Origin of the sequence: Sorangium sp. So ce1153, assembly GCF_051521595.1 — a bacterium.
Lineage (GTDB): Bacteria > Myxococcota_A > Polyangia > Polyangiales > Polyangiaceae > Sorangium.
This window is the reverse complement of sequence record NZ_CP150361.1, coordinates 13,017,267-13,038,418: the sequence shown is the minus strand read 5'-3', so window position 1 is coordinate 13,038,418 and position 21,152 is coordinate 13,017,267. Positions and strand designations below refer to the sequence as shown.

The following is a 21,152-nucleotide window of genomic DNA, read 5'->3' as shown; positions in this document are numbered from 1 at the left end:
TCACAGAGAAACTCCATGGCGAGCTTGAACCGCTTCATCGCGGCCCGCCGTCGTAGCGTGACGCTGTGGCGGAAGAGCCGGGGGATCGGCCGACGCCGCAACATAGATAGATCCGGCTGCTCGCGTGTCCTCTGAGCACGATTCTGCTCATGGAGATGCGTGGAGCCGAGACCATCACGCCAGCTGGCAAACCGCCCCAGCCCGCCACCTCGATCTTGATGCCGCGGGGGCGCATGTTCTTGCCGGTGCGACCGACGAGCGGCTCGTCGTTACCGAGGTCGTGGCGCGAGCTCACGCCGCTGACGAGCTCACCGAAGAGGCGATTGCCAGTCTCCAGCTTCATGAGCTGCGTCACGAGGTTGCGCAGCGCCGTGGTCGTGACGTCCGGGCGCATCGGGCGCGTGGGCGCACCGACTTGTGCCAATCACGCACCGAACTGTGCCAATCGCGTGCCGGTATGTGCCAAGCGGCTCGATCGGATGGAGCTCCGACGTGGCGCTTTTCGTCATGATCTCGCGTGGATTGGTGGTTGCGACCGGGAGGGCGCGCGAATTGCTGGGAGCGAGACGCCAGCCTCGACGCGAAAGGACTACCTTACCCATGCCTGTCCCTTTTCCCACGCTCGTCCCTTGTAGCTCCTGCGGTTGCCACGCGCGGCCCGACGAGAGCGAATGCCCGCACTGCGGCGCGGCCATGCGCACGGCGGACGGCGCCGTCCCGCGCACGAAAGTCGCCGTGCTCATGGGCCTGACGGCCGCGTTGCTCCAGCCACTTGCCTGCACCACCGACGTCACCGACCAGCGAGACCAAGGCAGCTCCAGCAGCTCCAGCAGCTCGAGTTGGGGCGGCGACATCAACGTTGGTGGAGCGTACGGAGGCGGCCCCTCGGTCAGCACGAGCGGGCCAGGGGGCTTCGGCGGCGACATCAGCGTTACTTCGGCGTACGGAGGTTCTCCCTCGGTCACCACGACCGTGACAGGGGGCTTCGGCGGCGACGACAACGCCGGCGGCGCTGGCGGCGACGGCCCGTCGGTCGGCGGCGCCGGCGGCGACAGCCCGTCGGTCGGCGGCGCCGGCGGCGCCGGCGGCGCCGGCGGCGCCGGCGGCGGCGGCCCCGCGGTCGGCGGGGGAAGCGCGGGGAGGTGAGCCGATGATTGCGCCGACCGAGATCCCCGTTCGCTCGCTCATGCCCGCTGACCTCCTGGAGGCGAAGCCGATCTACGCGGTCTGGGAGCTCACGATGAGGTGCGACCAGCCGTGCCAGCACTGCGGATCGCGCGCCGGCGCCGCGCGCGACGCGGAGCTATCGACCGAGGAGGTGCTCGAGGTCGCCGCGAGCCTCGTGCGGCTGGGCTGCCGCGAGATCGCGCTCATCGGCGGCGAGGCGTACCTGCGCGACGATCTCCCCGAGATCATCTCGTGCTTCGCGCGCTCCGGCATCCGCGTCATCATGCAGACGGGCGGGCGAGCCTTCACGCTCGATCGGGCGAACGCGCTCCGCGCCGCGGGGCTCACCGGGCTCGGCGTCTCGGTCGACGGGCCGGCACACGTCCATGACGAGCTGCGCGGCAACGTCGGCAGCCACGCGGCCGCCATCCGCGCGCTCGACAACGGCCGCGCCGCCGGGCTGATCACGACCGCCAACACCCAGATCAACCGCCTCAACGCGCACCTCCTGCGCGAGACGTGCGCCGAGCTGCGCGCGCACGGGATCCAGACCTGGCAGGTGCAGCTCACCGTGCCGATGGGGCGCGCGGCCGACCACCCTGAATGGATCCTCGAGCCGTGGCGCGTCGTCGAGGTCATCGACACGCTCGCCGCCATCCAGCGCGAGGCGATCGAGACGCACGTGTCGGGCGTGCCGTTCAACGTGTTCGCGAACAACAATATCGGCTACTTCGGGCCGCACGAGCAGCTCCTGCGCTCGAGGCCCGGCGGCGGGGACGCCCACTGGCGCGGCTGTCGCGGCGGCATCAACGCGATCGGCATCGAGTCGGACGGCACCGTGAAGGCGTGCCCCTCGCTGCCGACCGCGCCCTATGCCGGCGGCAACGTGCGCGAGCTCGGTGTCGAGCACATCTGGGAGCGCTCGGAGGCGGTCCGGTTCGCGCGCGATCGCGACGCGAGCGAGCTCTGGGGTCATTGCGCCACGTGCTATTACGCGGACGCCTGCCGCGCGGGGTGCTCGTGGACCGCGCACTGCACGCTCGGCAAGCGCGGCAACAACCCCTTCTGCTACCACCGCGCGACGCAGCTCAAGCGGCGGGGCATCCGCGAGCGGCTCGTCATGAAGCAGCGCGCGCCGAACGTGCCGTATGACCACGGCGTCTTCGAGCTCGTCGAGGAGGCCTGGGACGCGCCGCCCCCGCCGCCACCCGAGCCGGTGGTGCCGAGGAACGCGCGCCGGCGACTGGCTCTCATCCCGGAGTCGTAGATTCAAGGAGGTGGGCCAGCACAGGAGGCCGCGCGAGCTCAGCCGGCGACGACTCCAGCTCAGCGCGAGCGCTTCCCGAGCGCGCGCTGCTTCGCCTTCCGGTACGACGCCTCGTCGACCGCCTCGTCGTGCGCGAAGCGGACCAGCGCGGGCACGACCGCGGCCTCCCACACCTCCCCGAGGCGGAGCGCGAGGAAGTCGCTGAAGAGCGCGTCGAGCGTCGCCTCGAGCGCCTCGACCAGGCGCATCCGCTCGTAGAGCACCTCGTGGATCTCGTCGTCCTTCTTCGTGAGCTCCGCCGGGATCGACAGGTTCGCGAGACCGAGCGTGTCCCCCTTGAAGAGCCACGCATACTCGCGCTCGCCGGACACCAGCCGCAGGCGCGCCTCGCGCGGGAGCTTGCCCTGGCGCAGCGCCTCCTTCGCCTCGGGCGCCGCGCCCGGCGTCGCGGTCTTGAGCACGCTCTCGTCCTTCTCGAAGGCGAGCGTGAGGCGCGCCTCCAGCCAGAGCGCGCACGCAGGCTCGCCCGTCGGGGCGAGGTTCGTCTCGAAGAGCATGCTCTCGAACCAGAGCCAGAGCAGAAACTCGCGCCCGACGAAGCGATTGCGCTCGATGCGCTCGACGAGATCCGTCACTCCGCACCTCCGGGCCGCGCGAGCGAGGTCGGCTCGAGCGCCTCCCAGAGCTTCTCCGCGCGCGCGTCGAGCTGGCGCCGCTCCGCCGCGGTGCCGGGGCTCTCCGGGACCAGCTTGAGGCGGAACGTCTTCTCGAAGAGATCCTGGACGAGGAGGTGTACGCGCGGCGACTGGCTGAAGAAGCGCGCCACGCCGGTCCCCGTGTGCCAGACGAGCTCGGTGCTCTTGGTGACCGGGATGAGCTGCCGCCGGAGCTTCTTCAGCACGAAGAGCTTGAGATCGGCGCGCGCCTTCTTCCCGAGCCGCTCCAGGCCCTTTCTCTCGAGCAGCGCCGCCTCCGCGTCCCGGAGGTGGGCCTGCAGCAGCGGCTTGGGCACGACCCAGCGGTCGACGCGCAGGCCGAGGCAGACGTACTCGTTGAAGAAGACCTTCTCGTGGTCGAGGTCCACGTCCATCGGGTCCTCGATCGAGCACCACCCGTGGCGCTCGTTCTCGTCCTGCTCCGGGACGAGCGGCTGCGAGGCGGCGGCGCGGATGCGCTTCATCGACGTGCCGGCGAGGTTGTCGGGTGGATCGCCGAGCACGAAGAACCGGGAGAAAGTGAGCTTGCCGCGGAGAGCACCCAAAGTCACGCCTCCCTAGAGGCGAGCCACGCGCGACGCAAGGGATTCTGAACCTCCTCGCGCACGCTGCGCATGCTCACAGCGCAGCCTTACCCCTGGATCTGCCCGAGCGACGCGCGCACGCGATCGACGACCATCTTGATCTTGGGGATCTCCGACAGCATCGCCGGGACGCTGAGGCGGACCGGCCGCTCCTGCCCGACGACGTCGGGGAGGACCGGGACGAGCGCGTCCGGGCCCAGGCCGGGATCGGGCAGGAGCGCGTCGGGGATCAGGCCGATTCCCAGGCCGGAGATGCAACAGTGGCGGATGAAGTGGATGTCCGTCGCGATGAGGGTCGGCTCGACGGTGAAGGAAGCGCCCCGCCACGTGCGCCAGACGCGCGCGTCCTCGCCGGGGGCCTGCCACGCGAACAGCTCGTGGTGCTTCAGGTCCTCGATGGTCCGGGGCGTGCCGCGCTCATCGAGGTAGGCGCGGGCGGCGATCAGCCACTCGCGGGCGCGCAGGACGACGTGCGATATCCAGTGTCCCCCCGGCGCGTCCTCGCCGAAGTGGACCGCTATATCGATGTCGGTCAGGGCCTCGCCCAGAGGGTCGTTGCTGAAGCGACAATGGACGTGGAGCCTCGGGTACGCGCGGCGTACGGCGGCGAAGAGCGGCGTGAGCACGTGCGGCGGCAGCCCCACGGGCAGCACGACCCGCAAGGTGCCCGAGGGCGCGTCGCCCACCTCCCGGATCGAGGCCAGGAGCGCGGCGGCCTCCTGCATCATGCCGCGCCCCCGCCGCGCGATCACCTGCCCGGCCTCGGTCGGCGCGACGCCGCTGCGCGCGCTCTCGAGCAGCGGGACGCCGGCGCGCGACTCGAGCGCGGCGACCTGGCGCCGGAGGGTCGTGCGCGACGTGCCGAGCGCGCGCGCGGCGCCGAGGTACGAGCCCGCCTCGACGACGGCGATGAAGGAGCGCAGCTCTTCGAGATCCATACACCCTGCCACTGTCCGCATTCTAGCCAGGGGTGACCGTCTTCGGCCATCGACCTCTGGCGCGGCTCGATAGCGTCGTTCCTGGAGGAGAACACCGATGGGACGAGACGCTTCACATGCCCTGGCGCGCACAGGATCGCTCGCGGCGCTGGCTCTCTTGGCCGTGGGCGCCGCGGGCACCGCGGGGATCGCGGGCTGCGGCGGGGAGGAGGAGGGCAGCGCGACGCCGCAGACGACGGCGGTGTACGCGGACCCGCCCGAGCTGGCGCCGGGCGAGGGCGGAGCATACGAGCTGCACTTCGGCCCGAGCGCGGTCGAGATCGACGGGCGGCGGTTCTGTCTCCGCGCCTACAACGGGATGACGAGCGGGCCCACGATCCGCATCCCGAAGGGCGAGGACCGCAAGGTGCATGTGAACCTGCGCAACGACTTCGCGAAGAGCGACTTTCGCGAGATCGCGAGCATGATGGGCCACGGATCGAGGTCGTGTCACGACTTCAACCTCACCAACCTGCACGGGCACGGCCTGCACGTGCAGCCCAACTTCGCGACGGACGATCCCGCGGACCCCTGCGAGGGCGACGGCTGCGCCGCCGGCGGGCGGTACTTCGGGGATCACGTGCTGCACACGGTGGGGCCAGGGGAGAGCGCCCGGTACCGGTGGGACCTGGACGAGGACGGGATCCACCACGAGGGGACCGACTGGTACCATCCGCACATCCACGGATCGACGGCCATCCAGGTCATGGACGGCGCCGCCGGGGCGCTGATCATCGAGGGGGCGCTCGACGAGGTGCCCGGCGTCGCCAGGGCGAGAGAGCGGGTCATGGTGATGACGCAGGTGCCCATCGATCACGAGAACACGGTGCCCTTGAAGGAGGGAGAGGACTGCACCGAGGACAACCTGTCGGTGACCGACTTCCTCGCGGTCGAGACGCTCCGGGCCACGCTGATCAACGGCAGGCTCAGGCCGCGGCTCGTGACGCCGCCAGGGCAGGTGGAGCGGTGGCGGATGGTGTACGCGGGCAGCCCCGACGAGATGGGGATGAAGCTCCACGTCGCGAAGGACGCGGCGTGCTCCGATTTCGACAAGACCCCGATCGAGACGACGCAGATCGCGCGGGACGGGCTGACGCTGCCGCAGTTTTACCGGAGCGACACGGTGTGGGTGTCGCCGGGGTACCGCGCCGACGTGATGGTGAAGATGCCGGAGCAGGAGCAGACGCTCTGTCTCGTGGGGCGCCGGCCGAACGATCTCCTGGGCAGCGTCATCGCGATCGTCGACGTGTCCGCGAGCGCGGGGGAGCCGACCGAGGTGAACCTGCCTGACGAAGCGGACGTGGCCGCGCTCGCCCCGCCCACGTCGTGGACTGGCATGGTCGACGGGCAGGTGATCGAGGTGAGCTGCGATTCGGTCGAGACAGTGCACCAGAAGGTGGTGCTGCTGGTGCCCACGCCGGGGTCACAGCCGCCCGACCTCAGCTCGGACGTGGCGCTCAGGTCGTGCGACCCGGAGGCGCACCCGCACGAGATCGATCCCGACGCGCCCGTGTGCCTCTGCCCGGATCCGAACATCAGCTGCCGCAAGTTCGACGAGCGGCGGCTGCGGGGCTACCGGAGCGACCGCGTCATGACGGCCGGCAGCGCGGAGCGGTGGGAGATCCGCGCGTTCGACGGCCACCCGTTCCACATCCACATCAACCCTTTCCTCGTGTGCCCCAACAAGTCGAACAAGGAGCCCAATTTCCCCCACTGGCGGGACACGATGTGGGTCCAGGTCGAGGACGGGCCGCGCGACGTGCTGATGAACCCGCGGAAGTTCACGGGGCAGTTCGTGCTGCACTGCCACAAGCTGAACCACGAGGACGAAGGGATGATGGAGCTCGTGGAGATCTGCGATCCGGCGGATCAGGAGTGCCTGTGTCTCGGGACGGACGCGGACGGCGCGTGCATCCCCCAGGGCGGGTGTCAGCCGGACGACCTGCAGTGCCAGTTCGCGAAGACGGCGACCGACGCGTACCCGGCCCCGCCGGCGCCGGATTTCGAGCTGTGCGGGCCGTGATCGCGCGGTGATCGGCCTCGGCAGGGCTTCAGGGGGAGAGTCGTTTCACGTCGACGGCGAGCTCCAGCGGTTTTTCGCTGTCCACGTGAAGCCGGAGCTCGTAGGTGATGTTCTCATCGTCCTGGATGAACAGCGTCGTGTCGCCCGGTGGAGGGCAGAATTTTTCATGGGTTCTGTCCTCCGCGAGAGGTATGGACTTGGATGAGACCTTGCTTTCCTCGCGCAGATCAGGGCTGTTGAAAAAACCGGGGCTTTCATACTCGTACGGCCTTGGCACCTTGCGATTTCTTTCTTCGGGACGGCGATCGCTCTCCGCAACGAAGAACAAGCAGGCATCGCCTTCAGGTCCGCTGCGGCTATAGAAGAAATCCAGCGCGTCGCTGTCCTCCCAGTATGGGCCCCGGAGGATCTGCGCGATCTGGGTCCCTTGACTCTGAAGCGTCGCACGGATGTTCGCGGCGATCTGCTCGCCTGTGGGGCCGATTCCAACGCCGCGGAGAGTGTAAGCGGGGTGTATGGCGCCCTCCTCCAAGTCTGGAGATCCATCGCCAGTCGAGTCGTGAATGGCGACCTGCGCAACCTCGGTGACCAGCTCCCAGAGAAACTGCGGTTTCGGCGCGTCGGCGGTCATGCCGTCGAGGGCGATTCTGTTTGTGAGCACGGACCAGCCGGTCGGTGTACCATTCTGGCCGACGTCAATCCCGAAGCGGCACATATCACCGAGAATGAAAAAACACGTGCTGAGCTCGCGGTGCTCATAGGTGAGGAAAGCTGATTTTGCGATGATGGGCTCGAGCAAGAATGGGGCGATGGTCCAGATGGTGTCCATGCCGACCGGTGTCCCCGTTGGAGGTGGATAATTGCTCTGGCATGCAGGCTCTTCGTCGCATGTACGAACGGCGCCCATCAGCTCACTGATCGCAAACCGTAGGTCTATTGTGGGGTAGTTGGCGATCCCGGTGACAATAAACGTGTTCGGGTTGGTGAAATCCAGACGGACTGGTGCATCCGAATCGCTGACCAACATGTGCCCTGCGCCCCTGGATAGATCCAGACCCGAGACCCAACGGAGGTTCGATCCGGCCGTCAGGTGCATTCGGAAGAACTCGGGTAGCAGAAGAGCAGCCTGGGTTTTGAAGTTACGATCGTCCGGGACGAGCACGCCCGCGTGCTCGCCGACGTCAGCCCAGGGCGCCGAACCGACAGGGCTAAGCTTGCTCGCCAGCGGTGTGAGGTCGTGGAGCGCATCATGCAAGGTGATCGGCAGAGTGCCCTCGACGTTGCCGATCTCCGGGTGCGTGCCGAGCAGATGCTGCTGCAGCGCGATGATGAGCCGATTGGTGGGTACGAACGTGTCGGTTCTTGCAATACCGAGGCTCGCGGCGAGGACATCAGGAAGGTCAAAAGAGAAGGTGCCTGGATTATCGTCGAATATCGCCTTCACGCTCTCCAGCGAGGTCCCCGTCACCCTGGCGTTGGCGGGCGTCATGGTGAGCAGACGTACGAGAGCGAATTGCGGCGAGCTTCGCCAGCTCAACCCGAAGGTCTGGCCTAGCGGGGTGAGCGTGCAGTCGTGGCCAGGATCGGGGCTATTGCTCCGCCAGGTGCTTCCACATGCGTCCTGGATCTGGTCGATGATGTTCTGCAGCAAGGCGGTGGTGTCGAGCTCGAAGAGGCGGATCTGCTGGGCTGCGCTCTCGCCAAAGACATTCAGCGCGTTCGTCTTGTTGATCTCGACGTCGATCCCATTATCCCTGGAGTCGTCGATACTTAGATCAAAGTGCGCTAACGGCTCGGTGTCTCCGCCGGCGCCTCCGCCGATTCCGCCGCCGATGCCTCCGCCGGCATTCCCGCCGATGTTTCCGCCGGTGTCTTCCTCGTAACGCTTCCAATCCGCACCGATGATCTGCGCGCATCCACCGATCATCGCCGCAGCGATTCCGAGCCTCAGGAGCCGAAGCGCCGATGCACGCGTTGAGTACGCACCCGCCACTCCCTCATTTTCATCCGGTCGAGGTACACTGTCAAGGTTGACAGAAGCGCGCGATCATTGCCCCGGCATCTGCGACCGGTGATGTGACCTCGGTCCTGCAAGGCGAGGACATCGAGCAGGCTGAACTCACAACAGATCCGCTAGCTTGCGAGCTGGTGCGCCTCTGAATTGAAGCTCCAGCGCTCCGCAGGCCGCGGCCGGCGACGAGACCCGTCGTTTTCACGGGTCACGAGCTGTTCGATGTTCCAGGAGGGGCGCCAGCGGCACTGTACATTTCTGCCGTTGGCGGTAGATGAACTGCATTCAGAACACGACCTTGAGGTGCCCGCCCACGGTGGTGAGCACCAGCGTGTACTCCCCGTTGCCGAGGTCGTAATCCGACCCGGTCACCGTGCGCGGCAAGATGCCCTGCACGCGGACGTCGCCCGAGAGCGAGACGCTGTCGCTCACCTTCAAGATGCCGCCGACGTCCCCGATCAGCCGGTGGTTGTCGGGCGAGGCCACGTCGATCGTCTCGTCCGGCGAGGCCGGCGATTGATAGCCGACCGACGCGGTCCCGATCAGCGCCTCGCTCAGCTGGTACTTGGCGCCAACCTCCGCCCACACGGTGTCGTTCCACCGGCGCGGCAGCGTCACGGCCACGCGATTGGTGATCCCGAGCTTCGGCTGGGCGAGGTCCGGAGAGGAGGCCGTGACCACGAACGCCTCGATGTCCGAGTAGAGCACGTACGAGAGGAGGCCATCGATGCTGAGCTTGTCGTTGACCCGATAGCCGACCCCGGCCGTGAGCCGCTTGGGGAGCGTGAACGAGAGCTCCGCGTCGCCCTCGACGAGCGGCTTGTACCGCAGGCCCTGCTCGGCCAGGTCCTGCGTGAAGAATGGATGGTTCATGTCGATCGCGAACGTGCCCTTGTACCGCATCGCGGCGCTGTGCTGGTACGTCAGGCCGAAGCGCAGGTCCTTGTTCGGATTGAAGGCGAGCCCGAGGTGGAACGAGGCGCCGTGCGATATCGCCTGCTTGAGCGCGATGGGGCGCGCGAGGACGTCGAGCTCGCGCAGCTCGGACGGCGTGGTCGGGCCGAAGTCGTTGTCCTGCTTGAGGTAGTCGAGGCCGTCGTGGAACTCCTTGAGGCTGGCGAAGTCCTGCACCTTCGAGAGCTCGGCCAGTCCGCCGACGTACGACAGGCCGGCGCCGAGCGAGAGCTGGTCGGTCAGCCGGAGCCCGGCGGCCGCCGTGAGCGAGCTCGCGACGATGAACGCCTGCTGGAGCTGCCACCGCTGGGCGCCGTCGGGGAAGCTGAGCGCCGCTGCATACGGCACGTAGAGACCGACGCCCACCGTGAGGCGCTTCGGGATGGCCGGGATCGCCAGGAAGGCGTTGCCCGTCGGCGCGACCGGCGTGGTCGAGACCTCCTCGGCCGGCCCGGTCTTCCGGAGGTCGACGTTCGCGGGATCGAGCGGGAGCTTGAACTCCAGGGTGTCGGGCGTCTGGTAGGTGCCGCGCCGCTCGCGCTTGTAGGTGGCGTGCCCGACGATGAGGCCCGCGCCGAGGAGGAGCTCCGGCCGCTCGACGCCCGCGAGCGCGGCCGGGTTCCAGAAGACGGCGGCGGCGTCCGAGGTGGTCGGGCCCGAGGCGCCGCTCGTCACCCACGGCGCGTCGATGCCCGAGGCGCGCGCGTCGCCCGCCGTCCGGCAGACGAGGCCTGTCGCGAGCGCCAGCGCGGCGAGTCCACGTCCTGTCCGTTGACATGCACGCGCGCGGGCGCGGGGTCGCGGGGTCGGCAGAGCTCCTGTCATGACACGGGTCCTCACGGTGGGGGGGCCGATCACTGGATCCGGGTGAGGGTGAGCGAGAGGCGATGGGCGCTCGGCTTGTCGCCGACCCTGATCTCGTAGCGGCGCCCCTCGTCGTCCGCGAAATACAGCGTATCTCCTTGCTGGACCTCCACCTTCTCGTGGAGCGCGTCGCCGTCGATCTCCTCGGTCGTCGACACCTTCTTCGCGAGCGCGGCGTCGGCGAAGAAGCCCGGGCGCTCGTACGCGTAGTCGCGCACGCGCTCGCCCTCCGCGTCCTTGCGGATATCGTCGGGCGCGACGAAGTAGAGGTAATCCCGCTGGCCCGCGACGCCGCTCTCGGTGCTCGGCTGGTAGAGGTAGAAGTCCGCGTCGCCAGCGGCGTTGTCGTTGAGCTCGATCGCCATGTCCTTGAGGACCGCCGGATCCTTCGCGAGGTTCTCCTTGATGCTCGCGACGAGATCCTCGGTCTTCACGCCGACAGGGACGTCGCGGAGGGGCACCTCGAGGTTGGCCTTCCCCTCGGCGAGGCCGCCGTCGTGGAGCCGCGCCTGGGCCACCTCGAGGAGGATGTCCCAGAAGTACGATGGAGACGGCTCCTCCACGACGACGCTGTCGTCAACGCTGATCTCGGTCCATCCGGTGGCGTCGATGCAGACCTCGACGGGCTGGAAGTCGCTCGTGGAGCTGCCCTGGGGCCCGTAGCTCGTGCAATGCTCCTCTATCTGCGCTGCCTTGAGCTCGCCGGCGCGGGCGAGGATGTGCTCGAACTCCCAGAGCGGCTGCTCCCACACGGGCGAGTTGCCGCGCGGCGCGGGCTCCGGGAGCGTGCCGCCCGGCAGGTACATCGCGCTTTCGGGGATGGCCAGGGTCAGCTCGCCGATGCTGAGGTTCTTCGCCAGGTTGTCGAGCTCGAGCCAGTCCGGCTCGCTGAAGTCGAACAGGGTGTCTATCTGGCCGGGCGTGCTGTTGACGCTCGCCACGGCGGCCGTCGTCGCGTCGACCCCCTTGTACGGGAGGGCGTTGACGTTGACCCGCACCGTCATCGTGAAGTCGTCGAGGGCCGCCTTCACCCCGGCGGCGGCCTTGATGAAGCCGGGGTGCTTCGGCCCGTCGGGGGCCTCCGGATCGAGCGGTGTCGGGCCGAACTGCTCGGCGAGGCCGGCGAAGTCGGTGACGACGTCGTACAGCGTGACGGGAATGGAGTGGGGCGCGACGGGGTAGATGCCGTCGGGGTGCTCGTCGGTGGGCGGACCCCTGCGGGTCTTCGTGTTCGGGTGCGTGCTGACGAGGTTCTCCAGGACGGCCTGCGACGTGATCTGGACGGGGATGAGCCGCTCGTTGCCGGCCACGCCCACGAGGTCCGAGAGGATCTTCGATGTCGGGAGCCCGACGGCGTTGCCGACGCCGAGCAGGCCCTCGAGGCTCGTGCCGCCGAGATCGGCGTTTTCCGGCGTTATGTTCAGGAGACCGACGAGGTTCCTCGACGCGGGCGGGAGCGCGTCGATCTCGGCGGGGGGCATGTACATGATCTTGAGCAGCGCGTTCTCGATGAGGGCCGCGATATCGAGATCGAGCAGCCAGATCCCCTCGAGCGTGGGCCGCGGGATGGCCCTGAGCTCGTCGAGCGTGAGCGTCTTCGCGAAGCGGCGCGCGTCGAACCGCAGGAACTCGAGGGTGAGGGTGCGGCTCTCGTTGACGCCGAGCCCCGGCGGGGGCGGCGGCTGCTCCACGGTGACGGCGTCGACGCAGCCGGGAAGCGCCGCGGAGAGGGTGGCGGCGGCCAGCGGGCCGAGCCAGGAGAGCCGGCGGCGGGCGGGGGCGGCGGGGCGGGTGCTGTCTCGCGCTACCATGATCAGAGCCTCTCCACGTCGGCGGTGATCTCCACGGGGTCGTCGCCGTCGGGCACGTGGAAGCGCACCTCGTAGACGGCGCCCTCGTCGTCCTGCATGTACAGCGTGGTATCGCCCGGCGGCAGCCGGTATTTCTCGTGCGCGGTGTCGGCGACGCCCTCGAGCTCCTTCTTCGAGACTTTGCTTGCCTCGTCGAGATCCGGGCTCGTGAAGAAGCCAGGCTTTTTGTAGGTGTAGTCGCGGGGAGCCTCGGAGCTTTGATCCGAAGGCCGGAGGTCGTCCTCGGAAACGAAGAACAAGGTCGGCGCGCCGTCCGGCGCGCCGCGGCCGTAGAAGAAGTCGAGCGCGTCGTTGTTGACCCAGTACCGGCCGAGGATGATCTCGGCGATCTGCTTGGCCTGGCTTTGCAGCGTGGGGCGGAGCTCGGCGAGGATCTGCTCGTCATCGAGGCCGATCTCGACGCCGCGGAGCGCGAAGACCGGCTGGGCAGCGCCCTCGACGATCTCGGCGGCGCCGTCGCCGGTCGGGTCGTGGATGGCGACCTGGCCGACCTCGGTGAGCAGCTCCCAGAGGAACTGCGGCTCTGGTACACGGGGCGGTGGGTCGGGCGGGAAGGAGATGTTGCCGAGGAAGATCGTCCAACCCGGCGGATTGCCGTCCTGACCGATGCTCACGCCGACGCGGCACGTCGGGGGCATGCCGGCTTGGAAGTAGCACCCCGTGAATTCGCGGCCGCCATAAGCGAGGTAAGCCGCCTTGGCCACGATAGGCTCAAGGAGGAAGGGCGAGACCGTCCAAACGGTGTCCGTGCCGATCGGCGTATCGGGGTAATTGGCCATGCAAGCTGGCACCTCCGTGCATGACTCCACAGCGGACGGCAGCTCGCGCATCGAGATCCGCATGTCGACCGTCGGGCGCTGAGCAATGCCGCTGACCTGGAGCTTCTCCGGGTCGTTGAAGTCGAACCGGAGAGGCGCGTCGCCGAGCCGGAGGAACATGTCGCCGCCTCCTTTCGAGAGGTCGAGTCCCGTGACCCTGCGCAGACCAGACTCGGCGACCACGCGCATCTGGAAGTCGGGTGAAAGGACGTCGCTCTTCGTCGTGAACGTGCCGTCATCGGGGACGAGCACGCCAGGATGGTCTCCGGATGGGCCGAGCTCCTCCGAGAGCGGTTGAAGGTCGAACAAGGCATCGTATAACGTGACAGGCATCTTCACGCCGTCCGGGTTGGGGATCGCCGGATGCGTACCAAGAAGCTGCTGCTGGAGCGCGGGGATGAGCGCATCGAGCGATACGAACGGATCAGTCGGCTCGATGCCGAGAGCTTCGGCAAGCATTCGTGGGAAATTCAGTACCGATGGGTTCACATCGGCGAGATACTTCAGATCTTCCAGCGACGTTCCGGTCACGTTCGCATTGGCCGGTGTCATGGTGAGCAGCCGGACGAGCGCGAACTCTGGCGATGTCTGCCACTCCGCCCCGAAGCTCTGGCCGAGCGGGGTGAGCGAGCAGTCGTGGCCGGGGTTCGCGTTGTTGTTCCGCCACGACTCCCCACACGCTTTCTGAATCTGCTCGAGGGCGTTCCGGAGCAGGCCGGTCGTGTTGACGTTGAGGATCGTGATCTGCTTCGCGCCTTCCTCGCCGAAGACCTGGAGCGCCTTCTGCTTGTCGAGCTGGAGCGTGACCGACGGCACCTCGGCGTCGTCGATGCGCAGGCGGAACCGGTTCGGCTCCTCGATGACGGGGCTGCCGCCGGCACCGTCCTCGCCGCCGCCCCCGCCGGCCGCCCCGTTTCCGCCCCCGCCGTCGTCGTCGCCGCACGCGGCGAGCGCGGCGAGCGCGGCGAGCGCGGCGGGCAGCAGGAGGGAAACACGGCCGCGGAGCGCGGCGCCGCGCCGAGAGGGGAGTGCGAGCGGGGAGTGCGTCATGCGAGGGCTCCTCGTCGAGGGACCTTCTCGAGATCCACAGGAAGAGACGCCCGATGCTACCGAACTTCGACGCGACGGCGCGACAAAGAGTGCGCGTCGCGACGACGCGGAGAGCGGGATCTGCGCCAGCGGCAAGAAGGCCAGGACAATTGTTGGTGGCCTCGTCGCCCTGGCGGTTTTCCGTCGCTGATGTGTTCAGCGCTCCGGGGTGACCGTCGTGGACGGCTCATGCGGCTCGGCCGCCTGGGCATCCGCGGCGGCTGCGGACGGCTCATGCGGCTCGGCCGCCTGGGCATCGACCACGGCCGCGGACGGCTCCTGCGGCTCGGCCGCCTGGGCATCCGCGGCGGCCGCGGACGGCTCGTACGGCGCGGCCGGCTGGTCGGCTGCCGCCGCGAAAGGCTCCTGCGGCGCGACCGCGGCCGGCGGCCGGATGGACCCCGGCGCGCCGACGAGCCCGCGCGTCCGGTCGAACAGCGCGCGCAGCGACTCGAGGCTCGGCTTGCGCTTGCGCGCCGCGATCGCGAGCACCTCCTCGCGGACAGCGGCGTTGATGGGCGTCGCTATATCGAGCGCGGCGCCGCGCGAGGCGACCTCGCCGTTCAGGAAGTCGACGGCCGGCGAGCGACCGCGCTCGATGGCGGCGAGCATCGAGGAGCGCATGCGGCGGTAGCGCGCGCCGACCGCGAGGAGCAGCGCGTGCTTCGCGAAGAGCCCCGGCGAGCCGGCCGCGACGCGCTCGGCGTCCGTGAGCGCGATCCAGTCGAGATCGAGCGTCCCCGCCACCTTCTCGAGGCGCACGCCGACGGCGCGCGAGACGTGCACGGTCTCGGTCATGATCTCCAGCGCCAGGCGGCGGACGAAGCGGTGCCTGAGGAGCGCGCCGAGGCGGTCGCCGCCGACGGTGCCGAGCGACGAGATGGCGCAGTTGATGGCGAGCTTCGACCAGCGCGCGCCGGCGAGGTTGTCCGTCACGGTCGTCGGGCCGATCGCCTCGAGGATCCGCGCGAGCTCGTGGAGGCGGGCGTCGCTCGCGCCGTCGAGCCGGCCGACGACGAAGCCGCCGCTCGAGGTGCGGTCGTACACGCCGGGCTCGACCATCGAGGCGCCCCACGCGACGATGGCCCCGAACGTGCGCTCCGGGCCGGCGATGCGGGCGATGCGCTCCTCGCAGAGGCCGTTCTGGAGGCAGATCATCGCGCCCGACGGCGCGAGGTGCGCGACGACGCCGCGCGCGGCCTCCTCGACCTGCGGCGGCTGCGTCGCGAGGAGGATGTAGTCGAACGGGCGGGTGTCCTGGCCGAGCTCGCACGCCGCGCGGCCGCGCACGGTGCCGGGGCTCGCCTCGCCGCGCACCCGGAAGCCGGCGGCGTTGATGGCGTCCGCGATGACCGGGTTCGTCGTGAACGCGGTGACGTCGTGGCCCTGCTCGAACAGGTGCGCGGCGACGATGCCGCCGATCCCGCCGCAACCGACGACAAGCAGCCGGGGAGCGGAGGAAGCGCGCGCCGCGGACGAGCTCGGGGCAAGCTCGCCTGGAGGGGAATCGATGAAGCTCATGCGAGATCCCTTACCACCGCTGCGCCGCGGACTCGACGGCTGCAGGAGAGCGGGAACGGGGCGAGAGGGCGGTCGGACTTCACCGCGGCGCGTCAGGTAGGGCGCGCCGATGGACCATGGTGGTGCTCCTGTTCTTCACCAGCTCAGGACGTGTGCTGGTCAACTCTCCGCCTCTTGCGCGGCGCTCGTGCCAGCCACACCTGACGCTCACTTCTGGGGTGCATTCTGGACTGATCGTTCCAGAACGCGCATCGCAGGAACCCCACCAGCCCCTCAGTCCGCCGGCGCCAGCACCTGGATTGCCTTCGGCTCCATCGTGACCGTGATCGGCAGCCGTCCGAGCGGCTCGCCGTCCACGTCGAGCAGGAACGCGTGCTCGACGTCGCGGTTCAGGAGCGTGAGCTCGATGCGGTCGCACTGGAAGTGGCGGACGTCCGGGTGGCGGACGTGCGCGCCCGTGTACATGCCGGTCGACACCGCCGCGAAGCGGACGTGGGGCGCGCCGCCGAGGTCGATCACCTCGAACACGCCGTCGTCGGCCCGCGCCATCGGCGCGACCTGCATGCCGGCGCCGAAGAAGCGGCCGTTGCAGATGGCCACGGTGCGCGTCGCGAGCTCCTCCTCGCGGCGCTCCCCGCGCAGCGTCGCCACGCAGCGCACCCGGCCGACGCGGCTGCGGACCAGGCCCCGGACCGAGGCCATCGTGTACGCGAGCGTGTTGCCGAGCGCCCGCGACGTCTCGCTGACGATCTGATCCACGAGGCCGCTCATCCCCGCGGAGAGGACGTTCACGAAGAACGCCTCGGCCTGCCGGCCGTCGTGCGTCTCGTACGAGAAGCGGCCCACGTCCATGGGGCGCGCGCTGCCGCTCGCGATCGCCGTGCAGTACCGGTCGAGCCGGTGGTTCAGCTTCAGCGTCCGGCAGAGATCGCCGCCGGTGCCCGCGCCGATGATCCCGAGCCGGGTCCCCGCGGCGCCCCGATCCCGCGCCTGCATCAGCCCGTTCACGACCTCGTTGACGCTGCCGTCCCCGCCGACCGCGACCACCGTCTCGCGCCCGTCGAGCGCCGCCTCGCGCGCGAGGTCCACCGCGTGGCGCGGGCGCTCCGTGCGCACGACGTCGACCTCGCCGAGGACGCGCCGGATGGGCGTCTGCATCCCGTCGAAGAGCTTGCCAGTCTTTCCGCCGCTGGACCGGGGATTCACGATGAGCAGGGGGCGCATGCGGGCACCGATGCTAGATGCCGCAGGCGGCCCAGGGCGAGGTGTTTTTGTGGCGGGACGCCCCGGCGCCGGCGGTGACCAGCGCGCGCCGCGCGCAGGGGAGCGCGCTGGCTTCGGCCGGCGTCGGCGGGGCCGCGCCGATCACGGCTGCTTGGTGCAACCGCAGCCGCAATCGTCGCTGAAGTAGCTCCACCCGGGCTCGCAGGCGAAGCGGATCCGGGCGCAGTCGCCCTGGCTGTGGCCGACGTACTTGAGCAGCGGGCTGTCGGTCCCGCAGCCCTGCGGCTCGCCGGTGCCCGCCGCGCCGCCGGCCCCTGTCGGAGCGCCGCCGCCGCCCGCGTCGTCGAGGCTCAGCGCCTCCTCCGCCTCCGCGCCTCTGCCGCCCTCCGCCGGCGGAGGCGCCGTCGGCGTGCCGGCCGGGGCGCTCTGGCAACCCGTGGCGAGCGAGCCGAGGAGCACGAGCAGCGATGTGGACAGGAGGACTCGATGCAGCATGAAGGTACTCCGGTAAGAGGTCAGGCTCGCGACGAACCAGGGCTGCACGGGCGGGCTACGCCCTCCCGCCGTGGAGCTCCGAGTGCTTCGAGCGGATGGGGTGGGGGAGCGCGATGTCGCCGTTCGTGCCCTTGTCGCGCGGGGGGCGCGCGGCGCTGGCCGGGAGCGCGGCGCCCTGGGCCTCCTCCTTCTCGGTCTTGGGCACGTCCGCGCCCGTATCGCTGGCGTCCTTGGCGCCGGTGCGCTTCCCGTCCGGCGAGCGGTGCTCGATGATGGCGTTGATCTCGGCGCCGAGGAGCACCGCCATCGAGGAGATCCAGCTCCAGAGCAGGAGGACGATGACGCCGCCGAGCGCGCCGTAGCTCACCTCGTAGCTGCCGAAGCGGCTGACGTAGAAGGAGAAGCCCAGGGACGCGAGGACCCAGATCACGACCGCCACGACCGAGCCCGGGGTGATGAACTTGAACGTCTGCTCGACGTCAGGGAGCACGTAATAGAGGGTCGCCAGGACCGCCATCACGATGAGCGCCGAGACCGGCACGCGCAGCCAGAGGAGCAGCGTCCCGAAGGGGCCGAGGTGCTCGGCGATCGCCGGCGCGGCGACCGTGAGCGCCGAGGCGACCGCCAGCAGGACGGCGCCGCCGAGGGTGACCAGGAGGGCGATGCCGCGGCGCTTGAGGAACGACCGGCTGTCCTCGACGCCATAGGCCGAGTTGAGCGCGTCCATGAGCGCGATCACGCCGCCCGAGGCGGCCCAGACCGCGCCGAGGGCGCCGATCGTCAGGAGCCCCGGGCTCTGCCCCTCGGTGAGCGCCTGGAGGCGCTCGCCGAGGATGTTCGCCACCGCCGGGGGGGCGACCCGGTAGAGCTCGCCGATCAGCCGCGCAGACTCGGCCGGATCGATGACCAGGCCGGCGAGGGCGACCGCGAAGAGCAGGAACGGGAAGATCGCGAGGACACCGAAGAAGGCCAGCGCAGCAGCGACGGTGTCGACCTTGTCCTTGACCCATTCCTGCTTGATGTCGTTCAGAAAATCCTTCCAGGGGATTTCTTTTCCGGGCAGGTTCATGACAGACCTTCACTGCTGGGGCGCACGAGGCGCCGTGATGTTCATCCTGGCGGCTCACGCCGGGGCGGCTGCCCTCAGGGGAGCAACGCGAGTGCCAGGACGAGCGCGGTGGGGGCTCGACCACAAGGTGGCGGTCTCTCGTCTTGCAGCCCGGCCGAGCGCTTGGCGGCTCCCCGGCGCGCGTGGCGCGAATTGCCCCACGCGGCAGAAAGGCCACGTCACGGCTCAGGCGACCGCGAGCCCCGTCGCCATGGGGTTCCTCGCGGCTCCCCGGCCGCCCCGGCGCGCCCCCTCGCGCGTGCGGTAGCGACGTTCGGGCGGGCGGCTCGTGGTTCAGGCGGGCAGCCGCCGGGCGGCCGGGGAGGCGGGCGCGGCGTCCTGGAGCGGGCGCGGCGTCCTCGCGCGCGGGGCGAGGGCGTGGGCGATGCCGGCCTGCAGGGTGCTGCGGGTGGTGATGCCGGAGAGGTCGAGGCCGAGGTCGACGAGGGTCTGTGCGGTGCCGGGGCTGATGCCGGTGAGGACGAGCTGGGCGCCGAGCAGGCGCGCGGCGCGAGCGATGCGGAGCAGGGCGTCGGCGGACTCGGCGTCGACGTCCTTGACGCCGGTGACGTCGAGGATGGCGGTGTGGAACTGGTGCTGGACGATGCCGTCGAGGAGCTTCTCCATGGCCTGCTGGGCGCGAGGGCGGTCGAGGGTGCCGATGAGGGGCATGGCGACGATGCCCTCGGCGAGGGGGACGAGGGGGGTGGAGAGCTCGCGGAGCGCGTCCTGCTGAGCCTGGATGACCTGCTCCTGGAGGGCGAGTCGCTCGCGCTCCGCGTCGTAGAGGGGGGTGAGGTCGCGGGCGATGGTGGCGAGGGCCGGTGGCCGCCCCGCCTCGGCGGCGAGGGCGACCATGGAGACCTGGCAGGGGAGGGTGCGGCCGTCGCGCTGGGCGAGGGTGAGGGTCCCCTGCCACGAGCCGCTCTCGAAGCACCGCTGCACGATCGCGGCGAGCTGGTCGTGCTCCTCTGCGCGGTAGAGGTCGAAGAGGCTCTTGCCGAGCGTGTCGTCGCCGTGTCCTGCCATGGCGCGGAAGGCCTGGTTGGCGTGGAAGACCGCGCCTTCCCTGGAGGCGATGCACACGCCGTCGGGGGCGCTGTTGACGAGCGCCTGGAAGTTGCGCAGCTCCGCCTGGGCATACGCCAGTCGCCGCTGCGCTGTGATGTCATGCGCGACCCAGAGCACAGTGTCGTCCGTGAACGGCTTGCAAGAGGCCTGGCACCACACCTCTTCCTGGCCGAACCGGATGGGGTACTCCAGGCTCGCGATCGTCCGCGTGGCGAGCGACTCCCGGATGGTCGCGATGCAGCGCTCGACGTGGTCCTCGCGGACCATCGCGGCCATCGGTGGGGCGCGACGCCCGCTTTCCACCCTGCCGGAGCGGCTGAGGAGCGTCGCGAACGTCTCCTGGACGAGCCCATCGCGGTCGATGAGGGCGATGAACGCCCGGCTCACCGAGCAGAGCGCTTCCAGCTTCGCCTCGGCTCCTTCGAGCTCGGCCACCCGCTGGCGCAGCGCTGCGTTCTCGCGTTGGATAGCGTTCGAGCCCGGTTCGTCGCTCATCGTTCCACACGCTATCCGATCTCGATCCCACCGTCAGCCACGCCGACCCGCGCTGCGCCCCGGCGACGCCGCGGCAGCAGCGCGCGCTCCCCACGCCGCGCGGCGGGCCCCCCCCCTGGGGGCCGGGGATCTCGGCACTACCCGCGCGTCCAGCGTCTACCGTGACGGTGACGCTAGCTCATCGCCTTGCCGATGAACTCGTGCAACGCCGGATCCACCCCGGGGCGGTTCCTCATCGACGGCTCCTGCTGGTACATCGTGTTCAGCGATCTCTCGATCTCGGGGTTCTTCCCCGTGAACGCGTCGATGAGCTCCCGCATGCGCCGCACGATCTGCTGCACCGGCTCGCTCTTCGGATCGGAGCCCTTCTGCATCTCCGCCCGCATGTCATCGTAGATCGTCTTCCACGCGTTCTCCGCCTCGCGCATCTTCTCCGGGCCGAGCGCGTCCGCGCGCTGCTTGAGCTCCGCGAGCTGCTCTGGGGTGTAGTACTTTTCGATCATGGTCATCACCTCGATGGTTTGAAGGAGCTGCTCCACAGAGACGTCCTCTCCCGCCCGCAGGACATGGGCCAGACCCTCGAGCCGCGCGCAGAGCTTCTGCTCCAGCGCGATCTGCTCGCGCAGCCGCGACAGGTGCAGCTCGATGGTCTGCAGCGGTGAGAAACCCTGCCTGTCCAGACACCCCGCGATCTGCTCCAGGCTGAAGCCCAGCTCGCGCAGCGACTTGATCTGCTGGAGCCGGGCGACGTCGCCTGCCGAGTACAGCCGGTGCCCCGACGCGGTGCGATGCGACGGAGAGAGCAGGCCGACCTCCTCGTAATAGTGGAGCGTCCGGACGGAGAGGCCGGTCTGACTTGCGAGCTCGCCGACTTTCAACGGTGCTGAACGCATGGTG

General features: G+C 69.5%; 17 protein-coding genes. 3 read left to right on the top strand and 14 right to left on the bottom strand.

All coding sequences use genetic code 11. From position 1 onward, the window contains the following. Positions 1 to 34: 34 nt before the first annotated feature. Positions 35 to 424, bottom strand: coding sequence for a hypothetical protein (locus tag WME85_RS47480; RefSeq protein ID WP_437831378.1), 390 nt, complete (start codon positions 422 to 424; stop codon positions 35 to 37). A gap of 269 nt (positions 425 to 693) precedes the next feature. On the opposite strand from WME85_RS47480, the gene WME85_RS47475 reads away from it, so the two are divergent. Both WME85_RS47475 and WME85_RS47470 read left to right on the top strand, forming a co-directional pair. Then, on the top strand, positions 694 to 1,146 hold the full coding sequence (locus WME85_RS47475) for a hypothetical protein (RefSeq protein ID WP_437831375.1): 453 nt from the start codon (positions 694 to 696) through the stop codon (positions 1,144 to 1,146). A 4-nt stretch (positions 1,147 to 1,150) separates the two neighbouring features. Continuing rightward, the gene (locus WME85_RS47470; RefSeq protein WP_437831374.1) at positions 1,151 to 2,434 is read left to right on the top strand and encodes a radical SAM protein; all 1,284 of its coding nucleotides are present in this window, start codon (positions 1,151 to 1,153) and stop codon (positions 2,432 to 2,434) included. 59 nt (positions 2,435 to 2,493) lie between these two features. Here WME85_RS47470 and WME85_RS47465 read toward each other — a convergent pair whose 3' ends face one another. The 3 genes from WME85_RS47465 to WME85_RS47455 all read right to left on the bottom strand — a co-directional run bounded on the left by WME85_RS47465 (position 2,494) and on the right by WME85_RS47455 (position 4,672). Beyond that, positions 2,494 to 3,069, bottom strand: coding sequence for a hypothetical protein (locus tag WME85_RS47465; RefSeq protein ID WP_437831371.1), 576 nt, complete (start codon positions 3,067 to 3,069; stop codon positions 2,494 to 2,496). Continuing rightward, positions 3,066 to 3,701 carry a hypothetical protein gene (locus tag WME85_RS47460; protein ID WP_437831369.1) on the bottom strand — a complete coding sequence of 212 codons (636 nt, stop codon included), beginning with the start codon at positions 3,699 to 3,701 and terminating at the stop codon, positions 3,066 to 3,068. Before WME85_RS47460 ends, WME85_RS47465 begins: the two co-directional genes overlap by 4 nt. 80 nt (positions 3,702 to 3,781) lie before the next feature. Further along, a complete protein-coding gene (locus tag WME85_RS47455; protein WP_437831367.1) occupies positions 3,782 to 4,672 on the bottom strand; it encodes a LysR family transcriptional regulator in 891 nt (296 codons plus the stop codon). A gap of 97 nt (positions 4,673 to 4,769) precedes the next feature. Here WME85_RS47455 and WME85_RS47450 point away from each other — a divergent pair, with 97 nt between their 5' ends. Then, positions 4,770 to 6,734: a multicopper oxidase family protein gene (locus WME85_RS47450; protein ID WP_437831365.1), complete on the top strand. Its 1,965-nt coding sequence runs from the start codon at positions 4,770 to 4,772 to the stop codon at positions 6,732 to 6,734. A gap of 28 nt (positions 6,735 to 6,762) precedes the next feature. On the opposite strand, the gene WME85_RS47445 is transcribed toward WME85_RS47450, so the two are convergent. From WME85_RS47445 to WME85_RS47400, 10 genes are all read right to left on the bottom strand, one after another. Next, the gene (locus WME85_RS47445) at positions 6,763 to 8,661 is read right to left on the bottom strand and encodes a hypothetical protein (RefSeq protein WP_437831363.1); all 1,899 of its coding nucleotides are present in this window, start codon (positions 8,659 to 8,661) and stop codon (positions 6,763 to 6,765) included. Between the two features lie 369 nt (positions 8,662 to 9,030). After that, positions 9,031 to 10,524: an OmpP1/FadL family transporter gene (locus WME85_RS47440; protein WP_437831361.1), complete on the bottom strand. Its 1,494-nt coding sequence runs from the start codon at positions 10,522 to 10,524 to the stop codon at positions 9,031 to 9,033. A 29-nt stretch (positions 10,525 to 10,553) separates the two neighbouring features. After that, on the bottom strand, positions 10,554 to 12,374 hold the full coding sequence (locus WME85_RS47435; RefSeq protein WP_437831359.1) for an acetyltransferase: 1,821 nt from the start codon (positions 12,372 to 12,374) through the stop codon (positions 10,554 to 10,556). Positions 12,375 to 12,376: 2 nt separating this feature from the next. After that, positions 12,377 to 14,302, bottom strand: coding sequence for a hypothetical protein (locus WME85_RS47430; RefSeq protein WP_437831356.1), 1,926 nt, complete (start codon positions 14,300 to 14,302; stop codon positions 12,377 to 12,379). Between the two features lie 195 nt (positions 14,303 to 14,497). Further along, positions 14,498 to 15,862, bottom strand: a complete 1,365-nt coding sequence (locus WME85_RS47425; RefSeq protein WP_437831354.1) for a ketopantoate reductase family protein — start codon at positions 15,860 to 15,862, stop codon at positions 14,498 to 14,500. Positions 15,863 to 16,135: 273 nt separating this feature from the next. After that, the gene (locus WME85_RS47420) at positions 16,136 to 17,086 is read right to left on the bottom strand and encodes a diacylglycerol/lipid kinase family protein (RefSeq protein WP_437831352.1); all 951 of its coding nucleotides are present in this window, start codon (positions 17,084 to 17,086) and stop codon (positions 16,136 to 16,138) included. 141 nt (positions 17,087 to 17,227) lie between these two features. Beyond that, positions 17,228 to 17,581: a hypothetical protein gene (locus WME85_RS47415; protein WP_437831350.1), complete on the bottom strand. Its 354-nt coding sequence runs from the start codon at positions 17,579 to 17,581 to the stop codon at positions 17,228 to 17,230. Positions 17,582 to 17,636: 55 nt separating this feature from the next. After that, the gene (locus tag WME85_RS47410; RefSeq protein ID WP_437831347.1) at positions 17,637 to 18,650 is read right to left on the bottom strand and encodes a YihY/virulence factor BrkB family protein; all 1,014 of its coding nucleotides are present in this window, start codon (positions 18,648 to 18,650) and stop codon (positions 17,637 to 17,639) included. Between the two features lie 333 nt (positions 18,651 to 18,983). Beyond that, positions 18,984 to 20,255: a PAS domain-containing protein gene (locus tag WME85_RS47405; RefSeq protein ID WP_437831345.1), complete on the bottom strand. Its 1,272-nt coding sequence runs from the start codon at positions 20,253 to 20,255 to the stop codon at positions 18,984 to 18,986. A 173-nt stretch (positions 20,256 to 20,428) separates the two neighbouring features. Continuing rightward, complete coding sequence (locus tag WME85_RS47400; RefSeq protein ID WP_437831343.1) at positions 20,429 to 21,148, bottom strand: MerR family transcriptional regulator; 720 nt, start codon at positions 21,146 to 21,148, stop codon at positions 20,429 to 20,431. Positions 21,149 to 21,152: the final 4 nt, after the last annotated feature.